Below are 17,454 nucleotides of genomic sequence, written 5' to 3'. Positions count from 1 at the left end.
CGGGCTATTGGGCATCCGTTCGGCCTATTGATGAGATCGCATTCGGCGCACTGGTCTGCACGGGGGGCGCGCGAGGCGCACATTTCCGGGCCCTGCGCTACCAATGCGTGAACGCTGTGGAACAGGTCCATTTCCGGTGTCTCATCCACTCCGGACAAAGCCCGAAACTACTGTCGTACCGCTGCAAAAACCTTGTGGCCGGTGCGAGGATGACCGAAGGTCGTTGATGCTGCGGGGACAACGACGACGGGTGGCGTCCCCCGTGGAGCAGCACGTCCGAATCCTTTTCGCGTTGATCGTTCCCCTTCTTCCTTAGTCCGTTCGGCGCTCACCGCGGACCGGCGCGTGTCCTCGCACCCGGTCGGCTCGTTCACGGGTCGACCGGGCCGCCCAGGGGCGTGCCCCCGGAGGCGTGCGCCGGGACGCGCACGGGTTCCGGGGCCTCCCGCCACCGGTTCACCGGACGCCGGGCAGGTTGCCGGGGACAACGACGCGGGCAGGCTCCGGTCGCACGTCCACCCCACCCAGCAGTCCTCCCGGTACTCCCCTGGCCCGCCCCCGGCCCGCGGGAGCTGCCGCTGATCTCGGGCAGGAGTTTGGCATGCACGGCGACACGCGGGACCAGTCCACACCGGTGGCCGACACCGTCGACGCAGCGGTCGCGGAATCCGCCGGACGGATGGATTCTGACACTCGGACAGACCCGGCGATGCCGTCGCCCAGGGTCTCCGGGGCGGTCCGTACCGAATCCTCCGCAGCACAGCCCCTCGCAGCACAGCCCTCCGCGACGGCCCCGCGACCCGGGGCCGGGGAGGGCCCGGCGGCGGCACCGCGCAAGCGCGCCGCCACCTCGCGCCGTTCCACCGGGACCGGCACCGGGACCACCCCGTCGGCTCCCTCGGGGACCGCCGCGACGACGCCCGCCCGCCCGGCCCCCGCCCGCAGGAGCACCGCCAAGGCCGCCCCCAAGGGCGCCGCCAAGACCGCCACCAAGCCCTCCGCCCGCAAGACGACAGAGAGCGACACCGTGATCGGCCGCATCCCCGTCCTGGACGTCAGCCCCCAGATCGACGCCGGCCGCCGCCCGGCCAAGGCCGTCGCCGGCGAGACCTTCCTGGTCACCGCGACGGTCTTCCGCGAGGGCCACGACGCCGTCAACGCCAACGTGGTGCTGCGCGACCCGCGCGGCCGCAGCGGCCCGTGGACCCCGATGCGCGAGCTCGCCGAGGGCACCGACCGCTGGGGCGCGCACGTCACCCCGACCGCGCCCGGCCGCTGGTCGTACCTGGTGGAGGCGTGGAGCGACCCGATCGCCACCTGGCGGAAGACCGCCGCGGTGAAGCTGCCGGCCGGGATCGACACCGCGCTGGTCCTGGAGGAGGGCGCCCGGCTGCTGGAGCAGGCCGCCGCCGGGGTGCCGAAGAAGGACGGCCGGGCGCACGTGCTGGCCGCCGCCGACGCGCTGCGCGACCCGGGGCTGCCGGCGCTGTCCCGGCTGGCCGCCGCGCTCGCCCCCGAGGTGCTGGAGCTGCTGGCCCGTCACCCGCTGCGCGAACTCCTCAGCGCCTCCCGCCCGCTGCCGCTGCAGGTGGACCGCGAGCGCGCGCTGTTCGGCTCCTGGTACGAGTTCTTCCCCCGCTCGGAGGGGGCGGTGGTGGACCCGAACGGGGTCGAGCCGCCGCGCTCCGGCACCCTGCGCAGCGCCGCCGAGCGGCTGCCGGCGATCGCCGCGATGGACTTCGACGTGGTCTACCTGCCGCCGGTCCACCCGATCGGCCGAGCCTTCCGCAAGGGGCCGGACAACACCCTGACGGCCGGTCCGCACGACGTCGGCTCGCCCTGGGCGATCGGCTCCCCCGAGGGCGGCCACGACGCCGTCCACCCGGACCTCGGCACCATCGAGGACTTCGACCACTTCGTCGCCGAGGCCGAGGCGCTGCACCTGGAGGTGGCGCTGGACTTCGCCCTCCAGTGCTCCCCGGACCACCCGTGGGTGAACAAGCACCCGGAATGGTTCAGCCACCGCACCGACGGCACCATCGCGTACGCCGAGAACCCGCCGAAGAAGTACCAGGACATCTACCCGGTCAACTTCGACCAGGACATGGACGGAATCGTCAAGGAAACCGTCCGGATCCTCCGGTTCTGGATGTCCCACGGCATCCGGATCTTCCGGGTGGACAACCCCCACACCAAACCGGTGGTGTTCTGGGAGAAGGTGCTCGGCGACATCGCCCGCACCGACCCCGACGTGGTGTTCCTGGCAGAGGCCTTCACCCGCCCCGCGATGATGCACACCCTCGCGAAGATCGGTTTCCACCAGTCGTACACGTACTTCACCTGGCGCAACACCAAGAACGAACTCACCGAGTACCTCACCGAACTCACCGGCGACGCGGCGGCCTACATGCGCCCCAACTTCTTCGCGAACACCCCGGACATCCTGCACGCCTTCCTCCAGCACGGCGGCCGCGCCGCCTTCGCGATCCGCGCCGTGCTCGCCGCCACCCTCTCCCCCAGCTACGGCGTCTACGCCGGCTACGAGCTGTTCGAGAACGAGCCCGCCCACCCGGGCTCCGAGGAGTACCTGCACTCGGAGAAGTACGAGCTGCGCCCGCGCGACTGGAACCGCACCGACACCCTCGCCCCGCTGCTCACCGTGCTGAACCGGCTGCGCCGGCGCCACCCCGCCCTGCGGCAGCTGCGCGACCTGCGCTTCCACCCCACCGACAACGAGCAGGTGCTCGCCTACTCCAAGACCGCGACCACCCCCGAAGGCCTGACCGACCGGGTGATCACGGTGGTCAACCTCGACCCGCACCACGTCCAGGAGGCCACCGTCACGCTCGACGGCGACGGGCCCCACGCGGTGCACGACGAGCTCACCGGCGCCGCGTACACCTGGGGCCGGCACAACTACGTCCGGCTCGATCCCTCAGCCGAGCCGGCTCACCTCCTCACGGTTCGGAGGAACCCAGCGTGACAGTGAACGAGCCCGTCCCCGACACCTTCCCGGAGACCTCGAAGAAGCACCTGGACCCGGAATGGTTCAAACGCGCGGTCTTCTACGAGGTGCTGGTGCGGTCCTTCCAGGACAGCAACGGCGACGGGGTCGGGGACCTCAAGGGGCTCACCGCCAAGCTCGACTACCTGCAGTGGCTCGGCGTCGACTGCCTCTGGCTCCCGCCGTTCTTCGCCTCGCCGCTGCGCGACGGCGGGTACGACGTCGCCGACTACAAGTCGGTGCTGCCGGAGTTCGGCGACCTCGCCGACTTCATGGAGTTCACCGACGCCGCCCACGCCCGCGGCATGCGCGTGATCATCGACTTCGTCATGAACCACACCAGCGACCAGCACCCGTGGTTCCAGGCCTCCCGCTCCGACCCGGACGGGCCGTACGGCGACTTCTACATGTGGGCCGACGACGACAAGCAGTACCCGGACGCCCGGATCATCTTCGTCGACACCGAGACCTCCAACTGGACCTACGACCCGGTCCGCAAGCAGTACTACTGGCACCGCTTCTTCTCGCACCAGCCGGACCTCAACTACGACAACCCCCGGGTCCAGGACGAGATGATCGCCGGACTGCGGTTCTGGCTCGACCTCGGCATCGACGGCTTCCGGCTGGACGCGGTGCCCTACCTGTTCGCCCGCGAGGGCACCAACTGCGAGAACCTGCCGGAGACCCACGAGTTCCTCCGGCGGCTCCGCAAGGAGATCGACGCCGACTACCCGGACACCGTGCTGCTCGCCGAGGCCAACCAGTGGCCGGAGGACGTGGTCGACTACTTCGGGGACTTCACCGCCGGCGGCGACGAGTGCCACATGGCGTTCCACTTCCCGGTGATGCCGCGGATCTTCATGGCCGTGCGCCGGGAGTCCCGCTACCCGGTGTCGGAGATCCTGGCCAAGACCCCGGCGATCCCGGGCGGCTGCCAGTGGGGCATCTTCCTGCGCAACCACGACGAGCTGACCCTGGAGATGGTCACCGACGAGGAGCGCGACTACATGTACGCGGAGTACGCCAAGGACCCCCGGATGCGCGCCAACGTGGGCATCCGCCGCCGGCTCGCCCCGCTGCTGGAGAACGACCGCAACCAGATCGAGCTGTTCACCGCCCTGCTGCTCTCCCTGCCCGGCTCGCCGGTGCTCTACTACGGGGACGAGATCGGCATGGGCGACAACATCTGGCTGGGCGACCGGGACGGCGTGCGCACGCCGATGCAGTGGACCCCGGACCGCAACGCGGGTTTCTCCTCCGCCGACCCGGGCAGGCTCAGTCTGCCGCCCATCATGGACCCGGTGTACGGCTACCAGGTGACCAACGTCGAAGCGCAGCAGAGCAGTTCGAGTTCGCTGCTGCACTGGACGCGTCGCATGATCGAGATCCGCAAGCTCAACCCGGCGTTCGGCCTGGGCACCTACGCCGAGCTGCCGTCCAGCAACCCCGCCGTGCTGGCCTTCGTGCGCGAGTACGAGGGGGACCTGGTCATGTGCGTGAACAACTTCTCGCGGTTCGCGCAGCCGACCGAGCTGGACCTGCGGCAGTACGGCGGGCGGTACCCGGTCGAGCTGATCGGCGGAGTGCGCTTCCCGTCGATCGGCGAGTGGCCCTACCTGCTCACGCTGGCCGGCCACGGCTTCTACTGGTTCCAGCTCCGGCAGCCACCGCGGCTGAGCGGGACCAGGCGGCCGAAGTAACGATCCGCCGCACCTGCCACCCGCGGCCCCGCACAGCACCACCAGACCCTCCGGGGGCGCGAGTTGACCCCCGCGCCCCCCGGAGTTCTCTGCACCACCGCGTACGGAGAACAGCCCAACGGCTACCCACACGAAGGCGTGACACCCGAGCCGTGCTCGCGTGCCGCGACCGCCGCGCCGCCGAAATCCGGAAGACTGACGGACCCCGGCCACGACCCGTCGGGCAGTCCGCGTGCTTCCGGGGAAAGGGAGTCATGTCCGAAACCTCCCGTTCTCAAGCCCATGTGCAGCACGACGCCCCGGCCGGCTCCGCCGCGCAGCCGGGCGCGCGGGGCACCGGGGCCCGGAGAGCCGCCCTGGGGGTCAGCGAGCTCATCCAGGCGGCCCTGCCACTGATCGCCGAGTGGCTGCCCACCCAGCGCTGGTACGCCGGGAAGGGACGCCCCATCACCGGGCTCGTCCCGGTGGTCGGCACCCCGCTGCAGGTCGGCGACCCGGCCCTGCTGCACCTGCTGCTCCGGGTCGAGCACGCCACCACGGCCGGCCTGCCGCACGGCGACACCTACCAACTCCTGCTCGGCATCCGCTCCCAGGGCCCCGCGGACATCGACCCCGGTGCGGTCCTCGGCCGGCTCAACCAGGGGCCGTACGACGGTGCCGCCCTCTACGACGCGGTGCACGACCCCGAACTCACCGGGCGACTCCTGGAACACCTCGCCACCGGCGACCGGTTCGGCTCGCTCTCCTTCCGCCGCACCCCCGGCTCCGGGCTGCCCGCCAACCTCCCCGGCCGCGCCTCCACCGCCGAACAGTCCAACAGCTCGGTCATCTACGGCACCTCGTACATCCTCAAGCTGTTCCGGCGCATCCACCCCGGCACCAACCCCGACCTGGAACTCTCGCTCGCCCTCTCCCGGGCCGGCTCCACCCGCATCCCCCGGGTCGCCGCCTGGTTCGAGAGCCGGCTGGAACGCGCCGAACCCGCCACCCTCGGACTGCTCCAGCGCTACCTGCCGGACGCCGAGGACGGCTGGGAGCTCGCCCTCGACCAGGTCGGCCGGCTCAAGGGCGACCGCTCCCCCGGCAACTTCGCCATCGAGGCCCACCGGCTCGGCCGCGCCACCGCCGAAGTGCACCGGGTGCTCGCCCGCTCCATGCCGGTCGCCCGGCTCGACCGCACCCAGACCGGCCGGCTCGCCACCGCGATGGCCGACCGGCTGGACAGCGCGGTCGCCGCCGTCCCCGGACTGCTGCGCTTCCGGGCCGCCCTGCGCACCGCCTTCCAGCAGCTCGCCGACGCCCACCCGGACGGCCTGCCGGTCCAGCGCATCCACGGCGACCTCCACCTCGGCCAGGCCATGCGCACCCCGCACGGCTGGGTACTGCTGGACTTCGAGGGCGAGCCGGCCAAGTCCGTCAGCGAACGCCGCGAACCCCAGCCCGCCCTGCGCGACGTGGCCGCGATGCTGCGCTCCTTCGACTACGCGGCCGCCCACCTGCTGGCCGGCGGTCCGGTCGACCCGGAACTCGCCCACCTCGCCGCCGCCTGGGCCCAACGCAACCGCACCGCCTTCTGCGCCGGCTACACCGCCGGCGGCGGCGCCGACCCGGCGGCCTCGCCGGAGCTGATGCGGGCGCTGGAGATCGACAAGGCGGTGTACGAGGTGGTGTACGAGGCCCGGCACCGGCCCAGCTGGCTGCCGATCCCGCTGGCCGCGATCAACCGGCTGGCCCTGTCGGTCTGACCACCCCCCGAACCGCCGCCCGCCCGCCACGAGTTCGCCCACCCCCGCCGCAGGAGGACCACGCCGTGACGCCGCTCGACCCGCCCGGCCGCCCCACCCGCCCCGTCCCGGCCACCTTCCTGGCCGGGGCCCCCGAACGGGGCGAGCCCCGGGCGGGCGACGAGCCCGCTCCCCCGGCGGACCCCCCGCTCGGGGCGCTGCGCCTGCCCGAGGCGCCGCTGCCGCCGGCCGAGGTGGACCGACTGGTGAACGGGCAGCACCACGACCCGCACGCCCTGCTCGGCGCGCACCCGGTGCACGGCGGGACGGCGATCCGGGTGCTGCGCCCGTTCGCCGACCGGGTGGTGCTGGAGACCCCGCACGGTCCGGCCGAACTCACCCACCAGCAGGGCGGGTTGTTCACCGGCCTGCTGGCCGGCGGCGAACTCCCGGACTACACCCTGCTGGTGGGCTACCCCGGCGGCGAACCGCTGCGCCAGCACGACGGCTACCGCGTCCCGCCCACCCTCGGCGAACTCGACCTGCACCTGATCTCCGAGGGCCGGCACGAGCAGCTCTGGCAGGCGCTCGGCTCCCACGTACGCACCGTCGACGGCATCCCCGGCACCGCCTTCGCGGTCTGGGCGCCGAACGCCGCCGGGGTCCGGCTGATCGGCGACTTCAACCACTGGAACGGCACCGGCCACCCGATGCGCTCGCTCGGCTCCTCCGGCATCTGGGAACTCTTCGTCCCCGGCCTCGCCGAGGGCGCCACCTACAAGTACGAGATCCACACCCGGCAGGGCTGGGTGCTCGACAAGGCCGACCCGCTGGCCCGGGCCGCCCAGTGCCCGCCCGGCACCGCCTCCGTCGTCACCTCCTCCGCGTACCGCTGGCAGGACGACGAGTGGATGGCCCGCCGGGCCCGCACCGCCCACCACCGGGCGCCGATGTCGGTGTACGAGCTGCACCTGGCCTCCTGGCGCCCCGAGCTCACCGACTACCGCGCCATCGCCGAGGAACTCCCGCGCTACCTCAAGGAGTTGGACTTCACCCACGTGGAGTTCATGCCGGTGATGGAACACCCCTTCGGCGGCTCCTGGGGGTACCAGGTCTCCGGCTACTACGCCCCCACCGCCCGGCTCGGCGGCCCCGACGACTTCCGGTACCTGGTGGACACCCTGCACCGGCACGGCATCGGCGTGATCGTCGACTGGGTGCCCGCGCACTTCCCCAAGGACGACTTCGCGCTCGCCCGCTTCGACGGCGAACCGCTGTACGAGCCCGCCGACCCGCTGCGCGCCGAACACCCCGACTGGGGGACGCTGGAGTTCGACTACGGCCGCACCGAGGTGCGCAACTTCCTGGTCGCCAACGCCGTCTACTGGTGCGAGGAGTTCCACATCGACGGCCTGCGGGTGGACGCCGTCGCCTCGATGCTCTACCTCGACTACTCCCGCGAGGGCGGCGCCTGGACGCCCAACCAGTACGGCGGCCGGGAGAACCTGGACGCGGCCTCCTTCCTCCAGGAGATGAACGCCACCGTCTACCGGCGCTGCCCCGGCGTGATCACCATCGCCGAGGAGTCCACCGCCTGGGACGGCGTCACCCGCCCCACCGACACCGGCGGCCTCGGCTTCGGGCTGAAGTGGAACATGGGCTGGATGCACGACTCGCTGGTCTACATGTCCAAGGAGCCGGTGCACCGCAAGTACCACCACAACGAGATCACCTTCTCGATGGTGTACGCCTACTCCGAGAACTACGTCCTGCCGATCTCGCACGACGAGGTCGTCCACGGCAAGCAGGCCCTGGTTTCCAAGATGCCCGGCGACTGGTGGCAGCAGCGCGCCAACCACCGTGCCTACCTGGGCTTCATGTGGTCCCACCCCGGCAAGCAACTGCTCTTCATGGGGCAGGAGTTCGCCCAGGGCTCGGAATGGGACCACGAGCAGGGGCCGCAGTGGTGGGTGCTCGACGAGCAGTGGCCGGCCCACCGGGACCACCTCGGGGTGCGCCGCCTGGTCCGCGACCTCAACCGGACCTACCGCGAGACCCCCGCGCTCTGGGAGCTCGACACCACCCCGGACGGCTTCCGCTGGCTCGACGGCGGCGCCGCCGAGGACAACCTGCTCTCCTTCGTCCGGTACGCCGCCGACGGCACCCCACTGGTCGCCGTCTGCAACTTCTCCCCCGTCGTCCGGCACGGCCACCGGGTCGGCCTGCCCGCCCTGGACGGCCGCGAGCAGCTCTGGGAGGAAGTGCTGAACACCGACGCCGAGGCCTACGGCGGCAGCGGCACCGGCAACTCCCGCCCGATCAAGGCCGAACCGGTCGAGTGGAACGGCCAACCCCGCTCCGCCGAACTCGTCCTCCCCCCGCTCGCCACCCTCTGGCTCCGCCCGGCCTGAGCCCGTAGGCTCCCCGCCCGGGACTGATCGTCGGCGGGCGGGGGGCTTGCTCATGCTGTGGTTCCTGGGACTGCTCTACCTGGTGCTGCTGGCGGGCGGGCTGGCCGAACAGCGGCTGCGCGGCCCCCGGCCGGCGAAGGAGACCGACCACCGGCTCGGCGGCTCGATCGCCGCCGTCACCGCCCACGTGCTGGCCGGCCTCGTCCTCGCGGTCGGCTACCGGCTGCTGGCCTACGACGCCTTCCTCCCCAGCGCCGCCGAGGTCCCGCCACCCCCCGGCCTCACCGTCACCCACGTCGACCCGGGCTACTGCGGCTCCAACTTCTGCTCCCGCATCCTGGTCTTCGGCAGCACCACCGGCCTGCCCCCCGCCGAGATCGAGGCCCGCCTCCGCGCCGCCCTCACCGCCGACGGCTGGACCCCGGGCCGCGACGGCGCCCTCGTCCGCCCCCACGGCTGGCTGCTGGACGACCGCCTGTCGGAGACCCACGTCCACGGCGGCACGGTCGAACTCTCCGGCTCGGAACTCACCAACGCCCGCCGCTGACCTCCGCCGTTCCGCTCAGCCGGGAACCGTGACCGGGAAGCCGAGCTCCTCGGCGGCCCGGGCGAGCTCACGGTCGTAGGTGACGAAGTCGGTGAGCTCGGCGCGGAAGGGTTCCGCGCTGGCCAGGTGGAGGGCATCCAGCGATCCCAGCCGAGGAGTGCGGTAGGCGAGGGCCCGGGCGAGCACCGTGCTGCTGAGGTCGACCTGGTAGGCGCCCCTCAGCGCCTGGTCGACGTGGTACGGGACCAACTGGTGGGAGAGGCCCGCGCGGAGCAGGGTGCGGGTGAGCTCCAGCCGGGCCAGCTCGCTGGTGATCAGCTCCGTGCCGTCGGGGAGCGCCTGCCGCCAGGCGCGCAGCGCGGCCGTCTCCGGCTCCGGCTTGATGAACTTCAGCAGCGCGCAGGAGTCGAGGTAGATCAACGGTCGCGCTCCCGGTTGCGGTCTTCGATCAGCAGACCGGACAGGCTGCCGAGGTCCGGCAGCAGGTCGAGTGCCAGCTCGGGCATGCCCTGCTCGGCGGGTGGAGTGACTTCACCGGCCGCGACCATGCGTTCGAGGACCGACTCCGGAGCCGCCTCCGGCACCAGTCTCATCACGGGCCGCCCGCGGTCGGTGACGACGATGGTCGCGCCGGCCCGGACCCGCGCGACCGCCTTCGACGGATTCTGGTTCAACTCACGCAGTCCCATGGTCTCCATACCAGCCAATGTAACTACATCACGTAGTTACATCAAGGGCAGGCGCGGAGGCAAGCCCCGAGACCAGGCCCTTGGTCCCTTGCCCCTCCGCCCGCCCTCTGCTCGCGGACAGCCGTTCGCAGTGCGAAGGTATGGTCGATATGACCAGCTTCCGAGGCGACGGGACGGAGACATCCGCGTGGCGCGCAGCGTGTACGTGACCGGGATCGACCGGGGGGACGGCCGGCAGGCCGTCGAGCTCGGGGTCATGGAACTGCTCACCCGCCAGGTGGACCGGGTCGGGGTGTTCCGCCCGCTGGTGCACGCCGCCGCACCCGGCGAGCCGGGGGCGGACCACGTGGTCGAGCTGCTGCGCGGGCGGTACCGGATCGACCTGCCGAGCCCGGAGCTGTACGGGCTCACCTACGAGGAGGCCGCCGCGCTGCAGGCCGCGCAGGGGCAGGACGAGCTGGTCTCCGCCCTGGTCGACCGGTTCCGCGCGGTGGAGCGGCGCTGCCAGGCGGTGCTGGTGCTCGGCACCGACTTCGCCGACACCACCATCCCGGACGAGCTGGCCTTCAACGCCCGGCTGGCCAACGAGTTCGGCGCCGCCGTGCTGCCGGTGGTCGGCGGGCAGGGCAAGGAGGCGGAGGCGGTGATCGCCGAGGTGCGCAACGCCCACCGGGCGTACACCGACCTCGGCTGCGAGACCCTGGCGATGATCGCCAACCGGACCGCCCCGGGCGCCAAGCAGCGGATCCAGCGCGCGCTCACCGAGAAGCTGCCGATCCCGGCGTACGTCATCCCGGAGGAGCCGGCCCTGGCCGCGCCGACCGTCGCCCAGCTGGTGGAGTCCACCGGCGCCGAGGTGCTGCTCGGCGACGCGGCCGGCCTGGCCCGGGACGTGCGCGGCTTCGTCTTCGGCGGCGCCATGCTGCCGACCTTCCTGGACGCGCTGACCGAGGGCGCCCTGGTCGTCACCCCCGGGGACCGCGCCGACCTGGTGATCGGCTCGCTGGCCGCGCACGCCGCCGGCGCCCCGCCGATCGCCGGCGTGCTGCTGACCCTGGGGCAGCACCCCGGCCCCAACGTGATGGCGCTGGCCGCGCGGCTCGCCCCCGGCACCCCGGTCGCGGTCGTCCCGGAGGGCAGCTGGCCCACCGCCGCCACCCTGACCCACCTGGAGGGCAAGCTCACCGCGGCCAGCCCCCGGAAGGCCGAGATCGCCCTCGGCCTGTTCGAACTGCACGTCGACACCGCCGAGTTGACCAACCGGATCGAGGTCGGCCGGTCCGAGCGGGTGACTCCGATGATGTTCGAGCACGCGCTGCTGGAGCGGGCCCGGGCCGGCCGCCGGCACGTGGTGCTCCCGGAGGGCACCGAGGACCGGGTGCTGCGCGCGGCCGAGATCCTGCTGCGCCGCAACATCTGCGACCTCACCCTGCTCGGCGACGTCGACGAGGTCCGCCGCAAGGCCGCGGGCCTGGGCATCGTGCTCCCGCAGGGCGACCGGGACGGCGACCGCGCCCAGGTCCGGGTCGTCGACCCGACCACCAGCCCGCTGCGCCGCCAGTTCGCCGAGCTGTACGCCCGGCTGCGGGCCCACAAGGGGATGACCGTCGAGCTGGCCCTGGACGTGGTCACCGACGTCTCGTACTTCGGCACCCTGATGGTCCAGGAGGGCATCGCCGACGGCATGGTCTCCGGCGCGGTGCACTCCACCGCGGCGACCATCCGGCCCGCCTTCGAGGTGATCAAGACCTCGCCGGGCGCGTCCATCGTGTCGAGCGTCTTCTTCATGTGCCTGGCCGACAAGGTGCTGGTGTACGGCGACTGCGCGGTCAACCCGGACCCGGACGCCCAGCAGCTGGCCGACATCGCGATCCAGTCCGCCGCCACCGCCGCCCAGTTCGGGGTCGAGCCGCGGGTCGCGATGCTCTCCTACTCGACCGGCACCTCCGGCTCGGGCGCGGACGTCGACAAGGTCCGCAAGGCGACCGAGCTGGTCCGCGCGCTGCGCCCGGACATCCTGGTCGAGGGCCCGATCCAGTACGACGCGGCGGTGGACGCCCACGTCGCGGCGACCAAGCTGCCGGGTTCGGCGGTGGCCGGGCGGGCGACCGTGCTGATCTTCCCGGACCTCAACACCGGCAACAACACCTACAAGGCGGTCCAGCGCTCGGCCGGCGCGGTCGCGGTCGGGCCGGTGCTCCAGGGGCTGCGCAAGCCCGTCAACGACCTCTCGCGCGGGGCGCTGGTGCAGGACATCGTCAACACGGTGGCGATCACCGCCATCCAGTCCCAGGACGACAAGGAGCAGCAGGCATGACCGGAGGGACCCGCGTCCTCGTTCTCAACGCCGGCTCCTCGTCGGTGAAGTACCAGCTGATCGACATGCTGGACGGCGCCCGGCTGGCCGCCGGGCTGGTCGAGCGGATCGGCGAGGACGGCGGCCGGCTGGTGCACTCCCCGCGCACCGGGGACCGGCGCGAGCTGGGGCAGCCCTTCCCGGACCACTCGGCCGCGCTGAAGGCCGTCGCCGAGGAGCTGGCCGCCGACGGCCTGGGGCTGGACTCGCCCGAGCTGGCCGCGATCGGCCACCGGGTGGTGCACGGCGGCAAGCGGTTCACCGAGCCGACCGTGATCACCGACGAGGTGCTCAAGGAGATCCGCCGGCTGATCCCGGTCGCGCCGCTGCACAACCCGGCGAACATCACCGGCATCGAGGTGGCCCGCGCGCTGCGGCCCGACCTGCCGCAGGTGGCCGTGTTCGACACCGCCTTCCACGCCTCGATGCCCGAGTACTCGGCGCGGTACGCGATCGACAAGGACGTCGCGGACGAGCACCGGGTGCGCCGCTACGGCTTCCACGGCACCTCGCACCAGTACGTCTCGCGGGCCACCGCCCGGCTGCTCGGCAAGGACCCGGCCGAGGTCAACGTGATCGTGCTGCACCTGGGCAACGGCGCCTCCGCCTCGGCGGTCAGCGGCGGCCGCTGCCTGGACACCTCGATGGGCCTCACCCCGCTGGAGGGCCTGGTCATGGGCACCCGTTCGGGTGACATCGACGCGGGCGTGGTGTTCCACCTGCACCGGGTCGGCGGGCTGTCCGTGGACGAGATCGACGACCTGCTCAACCGCCGCAGCGGCCTGCGCGGGCTGTGCGGCGAGAACGACATGCGCGAGATCATGCGTCGTGCCGACGCCGGGGACGCGGACGCGAAGCTCGCCTTCGACGCCTACGTCCACCGGTTGCGCAAGTACATCGGCGGCTACTACGCGGTGCTCGGCCGGGTGGACGCGATCGCGTTCACCGCGGGCGTCGGGGAGAACGCCGCGCCGGTGCGCGCGGCGGCCACCGCCGGGCTGGAGGAGCTGGGCATCGCCGTGGACCCGGAGCTGAACTCGGTGCGTTCCGGCGGGGCCCGGATCATCTCGCCGGAGTTCTCCCGGGTGGCGGTCGCGGTGGTGCCCACCGACGAGGAGCTGGAGATCGCCCGACAGACCTTCGCCCTGGTGCACCGGGAAGGTGAACGGTCCGAGGACTGACACGGAATCGTCTCGTTCCCCGGGATCATTCGTCGGCGATTCCTCCTGATCCGTGCCGAATGCACCTATAACACGAACGGATAGACTGATCCATATGCGCCGAGCGAAAATTGTCTGCACCCTGGGTCCGGCGACGGACTCCTACGAACAGCTGAAGGCCATCGTCGAGGCGGGCATGAACGTCGCCCGACTGAACATGAGCCACGGCAACCACGCGGACCACGAGGAGCGGTACCGCAAGGTCCGCCAGGTCTCGGAGGACACCGGCAAGGCCATCGGCGTCCTGGCCGACCTCCAGGGTCCCAAGATCCGTCTGGCGACCTTCGCCAACGGCCCGGTGACCGTCGACAACGGCGACGAGTTCACCATCACCACCGAGGACGTCCCCGGTGACCAGCACATCTGCGGTACCACCTACAAGGGCCTGCCCGGCGACGTGAAGCCCGGCGACCCGATCCTGATCAACGACGGCGTCATCGCCCTGGAGGTCGTCAGCGTCGACGGCCCGCGGGTGAAGACCGTGGTGGTCGAGGGCGGCGTGCTCTCGAACAACAAGGGCATCAACCTGCCCGGCGCGGCCGTGAACGTGCCCGCCCTGTCCGAGAAGGACAAGGACGACCTGCGCTTCGCGCTGCGCCTGGGCGTCGACATGGTCGCCCTGTCCTTCGTCCGCAACGCGGACGACATCAAGGACGTCCACGAGGTCATGGACGAGGTCGGCATCCGGGTGCCGGTCATCGCCAAGATCGAGAAGCCGCAGGCCGTCGAGGCCATGGAGGAGATCGTCCTCGCCTTCGACGCCATCATGGTCGCCCGCGGCGACCTGGCCGTCGAGTACCCGCTGGAGCGGGTGCCGCTGGTCCAGAAGCAGCTGATCACCCTGGCCCGTCGCAACGCCAAGCCGGTCATCGTCGCCACCCAGATGATGGAGTCGATGATCCACGCCTCGCGGCCGACCCGCGCCGAGGTCTCCGACGTCGCCAACGCCATCCTGGACGGCACCGACGCGGTGATGCTCTCCGCCGAGTCCAGCGTCGGCAAGTACCCGGTCGAGACCGTCCGCACCATGAGCCGGATCTGCGAGAAGGCCGAGGAGGAGCTGGTCTCCCAGGGCCTCCAGCCGCTCAACCCGGGCCGCAAGCCGCGCACCCAGGGCGGCTCCGTCGCCCGTGCCGCGTGCGAGCTGGGCGACTTCCTGAACGGCAAGGCGCTGGTCGCGTTCACCAAGTCCGGTGACACCGCGCGCCGGCTGTCCCGCTACCGCTCGCCGATCCCGGTGATCGCGTTCACCCCGGACGCGGCCACCCGCAACCAGCTCTCGCTGAGCTGGGGCGTCGAGTCGTACGTCACCGAGCAGGTGGCCACCACCGACGCGATGGTCGCGCAGGTCGACCGCGAGCTGCTGAAGATCGGCCAGCTGGCGGAGGGCGACACCGTGATCGTCACCGCCGGTGTCCCGGTCGGCATCCCCGGCACCACCAACATGGTGCAGGTGCACCGCCTGGGCTCGCACGGCGAGTGACGCCCCGGTAGGACCGTACGAACGCCGGTGGGCCGGCCCTCCCCTGACGGGAGGGCCGGCCCACCGGCGTTGCGGTGTCCGCCACTCGGCGGCTCCGCTACTTGTCGCTGTAGGGCGCGTCGTCGTTGAACAGGTGCATCCCCGGGATGTGCAGGGTGCCGCCGAACTGGCCGGCCTGCTTCGCGGTGACCCCGGTCAGCTCCAGGTCGAGCGGGATCGGGATCGAGCCGATCAGGTCGTACAGCCAGCGCGGCAGGGTGTCCGGGGTGAGGGTGATCTCGCCCAGGTCGATCGGGATCGGCAGGCCCAGCAGCTTGGACAGGTGGCCGGACAGCCGCTCCACGTACATGGTGACCGGGCCGTTGCGCATGGTCGAGGTCGAGCCGGGAGCGCCCTGGACGTGGAAGGTGACGCCGTTGCCCTGGAGGGTCGACATGTCGAGGTTCTCGATGTCCACGCTGTCGACCACGAACTTCAGCACCCGCTTGCTGCCGGTCGGGGTCTTCACGTCGTAGACGCCGTGGAAGACCGCGCCGTGCAGGCCGAGCCGACTGGTCTGGAGCGTCCAGTTCTGCTCCGGGACGACCTGGTCGGTGGCGGCCCGGCCGGCCGTCAGGCCGCGGGCGTCCACGTCGCAGTTGGGGTTCGCGGTGGGCGAGGCGGGCGGCGTCGGGGTGGCCGCCGGAGTCGCCGGGGCGTCCGCCGACGGGGTGGCGGACGGGGCCGACCGGGCGGAGGACTTCCCGCCGGGGGCGGTGGCGGTCGGCGAGGGCTGCCCGGCCGTGGGCTCGGCGGCGGACGGGGCGGCCTGCTCCGCAGCAGCCGACGGGGCCTGCGACTGGGACTGGGGCTGCGCCGGGGTGCCGACCCGCGGGGCCGGGGCGGCCGGCGGCTTCGGGGTGGCACTGGGTGTCGCGCTCGGCGACGGACTGGGCGAACTGCCCGGGTTCAGCAGGTGGTTGATGCCCCCGACGATGTCGTCGATCAGCCCGGCCGGCCGGGCGACGGCCGTCCCGCCGTCGTCACCCCGGTAGACCGCGCTCATCGCGCCGGAGGTGCCCGAGCCGCCGGTGGTGCCGGTGGCGTCGGAGCGGAAGGCGGACCGGGTGGCCGTGGTGGCGGCCGACGGCTTCGCCGGAGCGGTGGTCGCCGCCCCGGTCGAGGGCTGGGCCGCCGTCGGCGCCGGCGTGGTGGTCGGCGTGGTGGTCGGCACCGAGCTCGGGTCGGTCGAGGGCGTGCCGGAGGGCTCGGGCGGCGGCTCGGGCAGCTCGCTCTTGGGGACGGGCGTCTCGATCGGGGTCACGTCCGGGACCGCCACCGGCGCCTTGCCGCACGGCTTGCCCGCCGCCGACTCGGCGATCGCCGGGTTGGGCGTGTAGGCCGCCGCCATCAGCAGCGCGGTCGGCACCGCGGCCATCGCCAGGGCCCGGCCTCTCAGCCGGACCCGTACGGGCGTGCGCGGCGCGGCGTGCCGACCGGAGCGCCGCTCGGGGACGGCTGTGTCCTCCGGTTGTTCGGCCGACCCGCTCACTTCGCCTCCTCCTGCTCCCCGGCGGTGCCCTGCCGGGGGACGGACGCCTCGGCGGCCGACCGCTCGGACGCGGCCGGGGCGGGCGACTCCTTGGGCGCGGCCTGGGCGGGCAGCTCGGCGGTGGGCGCCTCGGCGACCTCGGAGACCGCCGGAGCCTCCGGCTCGGCCTCGGCGGCGGCCGGCTCGGTGGCGACGCTCTCGGCCACGGCGGTGCCCGCCGACTTGCCCCGGCGCGCGGCCCGGTGCCCCTTGGCCGGCGCGGTGGCCGGCTCCGGCAGCGGCGCCCAGGAGACCATCAGCCCGCCGCCGACCAGGCCGGGCAGCAGGGCCAGGCCGAAGCCCGCGAGGTTGGAGACCGGGATCGAGACCAGGGTCAGCAGGATGGTCGCGATGCCCGCGAAGAACCGCACGGCGGGCTGGAACCAGGCGGTCAGCCCGAGGATGATCATCAGCACCCCGATGATCAGCGACCCGGCGCCCGCGGTGGTGGACATCGCGATGGTCAGTCCGCCGAACGTCAGGTGCGCGTACGGGAAGTAGAGGATCGGGACGCCGGCGACCATGGCCAGCAGACCGCCCCAGAAGGGCCTGGTGCGGCGGAATTCACGGAAGTGCCGCCAGAGCCACCCGGCGGGGGTCTCCTGGCGGGGCCGCGTCTCGACCGTTGCGCTGGACATGGTGCAACTCCTCGACGTCGCTACGAGGTTGGATCAAAAGGAGGGTGGCCGGGGAGCGGCGGTGGTCCGCCGCCCCCCGGCCCCAGGTGGCCCGTCATCCGGGCACGCCGCC

At 72.4% G+C, this 17,454-nt stretch carries 12 protein-coding genes; 8 read left to right on the top strand and 4 right to left on the bottom strand.

Annotated elements, in window-relative coordinates; all coding sequences use genetic code 11:
* Positions 1 to 1,027 precede the first annotated feature (1,027 nt).
* The 5 genes from AB0O91_RS08965 to AB0O91_RS08945 all read left to right on the top strand — a co-directional run bounded on the left by AB0O91_RS08965 (position 1,028) and on the right by AB0O91_RS08945 (position 9,386).
* Complete coding sequence (locus tag AB0O91_RS08965; RefSeq protein WP_363429487.1) at positions 1,028 to 2,983, top strand: alpha-1,4-glucan--maltose-1-phosphate maltosyltransferase; 1,956 nt, start codon at positions 1,028 to 1,030, stop codon at positions 2,981 to 2,983.
* The gene (treS, locus tag AB0O91_RS08960) at positions 2,980 to 4,704 is read left to right on the top strand and encodes a maltose alpha-D-glucosyltransferase (protein WP_363429449.1); all 1,725 of its coding nucleotides are present in this window, start codon (positions 2,980 to 2,982) and stop codon (positions 4,702 to 4,704) included. Before AB0O91_RS08965 ends, treS begins: the two co-directional genes overlap by 4 nt.
* A gap of 254 nt (positions 4,705 to 4,958) precedes the next feature.
* Positions 4,959 to 6,449 carry a maltokinase gene (locus AB0O91_RS08955; RefSeq protein WP_363429447.1) on the top strand — a complete coding sequence of 497 codons (1,491 nt, stop codon included), beginning with the start codon at positions 4,959 to 4,961 and terminating at the stop codon, positions 6,447 to 6,449.
* A gap of 197 nt (positions 6,450 to 6,646) precedes the next feature.
* Positions 6,647 to 8,839 (top strand): 1,4-alpha-glucan branching protein GlgB, encoded by a 2,193-nt coding sequence (gene glgB, locus AB0O91_RS08950; protein ID WP_363429485.1) that lies wholly within the window; start codon positions 6,647 to 6,649, stop codon positions 8,837 to 8,839.
* 52 nt (positions 8,840 to 8,891) lie between these two features.
* Positions 8,892 to 9,386: a hypothetical protein gene (locus AB0O91_RS08945; protein WP_363429445.1), complete on the top strand. Its 495-nt coding sequence runs from the start codon at positions 8,892 to 8,894 to the stop codon at positions 9,384 to 9,386.
* 15 nt (positions 9,387 to 9,401) lie between these two features.
* Here the strand turns inward: AB0O91_RS08945 and AB0O91_RS08940 are convergent, their stop codons facing one another.
* Complete coding sequence (locus AB0O91_RS08940; protein ID WP_363429443.1) at positions 9,402 to 9,806, bottom strand: type II toxin-antitoxin system VapC family toxin; 405 nt, start codon at positions 9,804 to 9,806, stop codon at positions 9,402 to 9,404.
* Positions 9,803 to 10,084, bottom strand: a complete 282-nt coding sequence (locus AB0O91_RS08935) for a type II toxin-antitoxin system prevent-host-death family antitoxin (RefSeq protein ID WP_363429441.1) — start codon at positions 10,082 to 10,084, stop codon at positions 9,803 to 9,805. The genes AB0O91_RS08940 and AB0O91_RS08935 overlap by 4 nt, the downstream gene beginning before the upstream one ends.
* A 178-nt stretch (positions 10,085 to 10,262) precedes the next feature.
* Between AB0O91_RS08935 and pta the strand changes: the two genes are divergently transcribed.
* From pta to pyk, 3 genes are all read left to right on the top strand, one after another.
* A complete protein-coding gene (gene pta, locus AB0O91_RS08930; protein ID WP_363429439.1) occupies positions 10,263 to 12,392 on the top strand; it encodes a phosphate acetyltransferase in 2,130 nt (709 codons plus the stop codon).
* A complete protein-coding gene (locus AB0O91_RS08925; protein WP_363429437.1) occupies positions 12,389 to 13,612 on the top strand; it encodes an acetate kinase in 1,224 nt (407 codons plus the stop codon). Before pta ends, AB0O91_RS08925 begins: the two co-directional genes overlap by 4 nt.
* A gap of 94 nt (positions 13,613 to 13,706) precedes the next feature.
* On the top strand, positions 13,707 to 15,134 hold the full coding sequence (gene pyk, locus AB0O91_RS08920) for a pyruvate kinase (RefSeq protein ID WP_363429435.1): 1,428 nt from the start codon (positions 13,707 to 13,709) through the stop codon (positions 15,132 to 15,134).
* Positions 15,135 to 15,231: 97 nt separating this feature from the next.
* Here pyk and AB0O91_RS08915 read toward each other — a convergent pair whose 3' ends face one another.
* The gene (locus tag AB0O91_RS08915) at positions 15,232 to 16,665 is read right to left on the bottom strand and encodes a hypothetical protein (protein ID WP_363429433.1); all 1,434 of its coding nucleotides are present in this window, start codon (positions 16,663 to 16,665) and stop codon (positions 15,232 to 15,234) included.
* Positions 16,662 to 17,342, bottom strand: a complete 681-nt coding sequence (locus AB0O91_RS08910; RefSeq protein WP_363429431.1) for a DUF6114 domain-containing protein — start codon at positions 17,340 to 17,342, stop codon at positions 16,662 to 16,664. Before AB0O91_RS08910 ends, AB0O91_RS08915 begins: the two co-directional genes overlap by 4 nt.
* Positions 17,343 to 17,454: the final 112 nt, after the last annotated feature.

The organism is Kitasatospora sp. NPDC089797, assembly GCF_040684795.1.
Taxonomy (GTDB): Bacteria; Actinomycetota; Actinomycetes; order Streptomycetales; family Streptomycetaceae; genus Kitasatospora.
The sequence above is the reverse complement of the archived record's forward strand: the minus strand, read 5'-3'. Positions and strand labels throughout refer to the sequence as shown.

Bases quoted from the DNA above. Each gene is read 5' to 3' on its own strand.
- pyk (WP_363429435.1), top strand. From the start codon at position 13,707: ATGCGCCGAGCGAAAATTGTCTGCACCCTGGGTCCGGCGACGGACTCC.
- AB0O91_RS08945 (WP_363429445.1), top strand. From the start codon at position 8,892: ATGCTGTGGTTCCTGGGACTGCTCTACCTGGTGCTGCTGGCGGGCGGG.
- AB0O91_RS08955 (WP_363429447.1), top strand. From the start codon at position 4,959: ATGTCCGAAACCTCCCGTTCTCAAGCCCATGTGCAGCACGACGCCCCG.
- AB0O91_RS08935 (WP_363429441.1), bottom strand. From the start codon at position 10,084: ATGGAGACCATGGGACTGCGTGAGTTGAACCAGAATCCGTCGAAGGCG.
- AB0O91_RS08910 (WP_363429431.1), bottom strand. From the start codon at position 17,342: ATGTCCAGCGCAACGGTCGAGACGCGGCCCCGCCAGGAGACCCCCGCC.
- AB0O91_RS08925 (WP_363429437.1), top strand. From the start codon at position 12,389: ATGACCGGAGGGACCCGCGTCCTCGTTCTCAACGCCGGCTCCTCGTCG.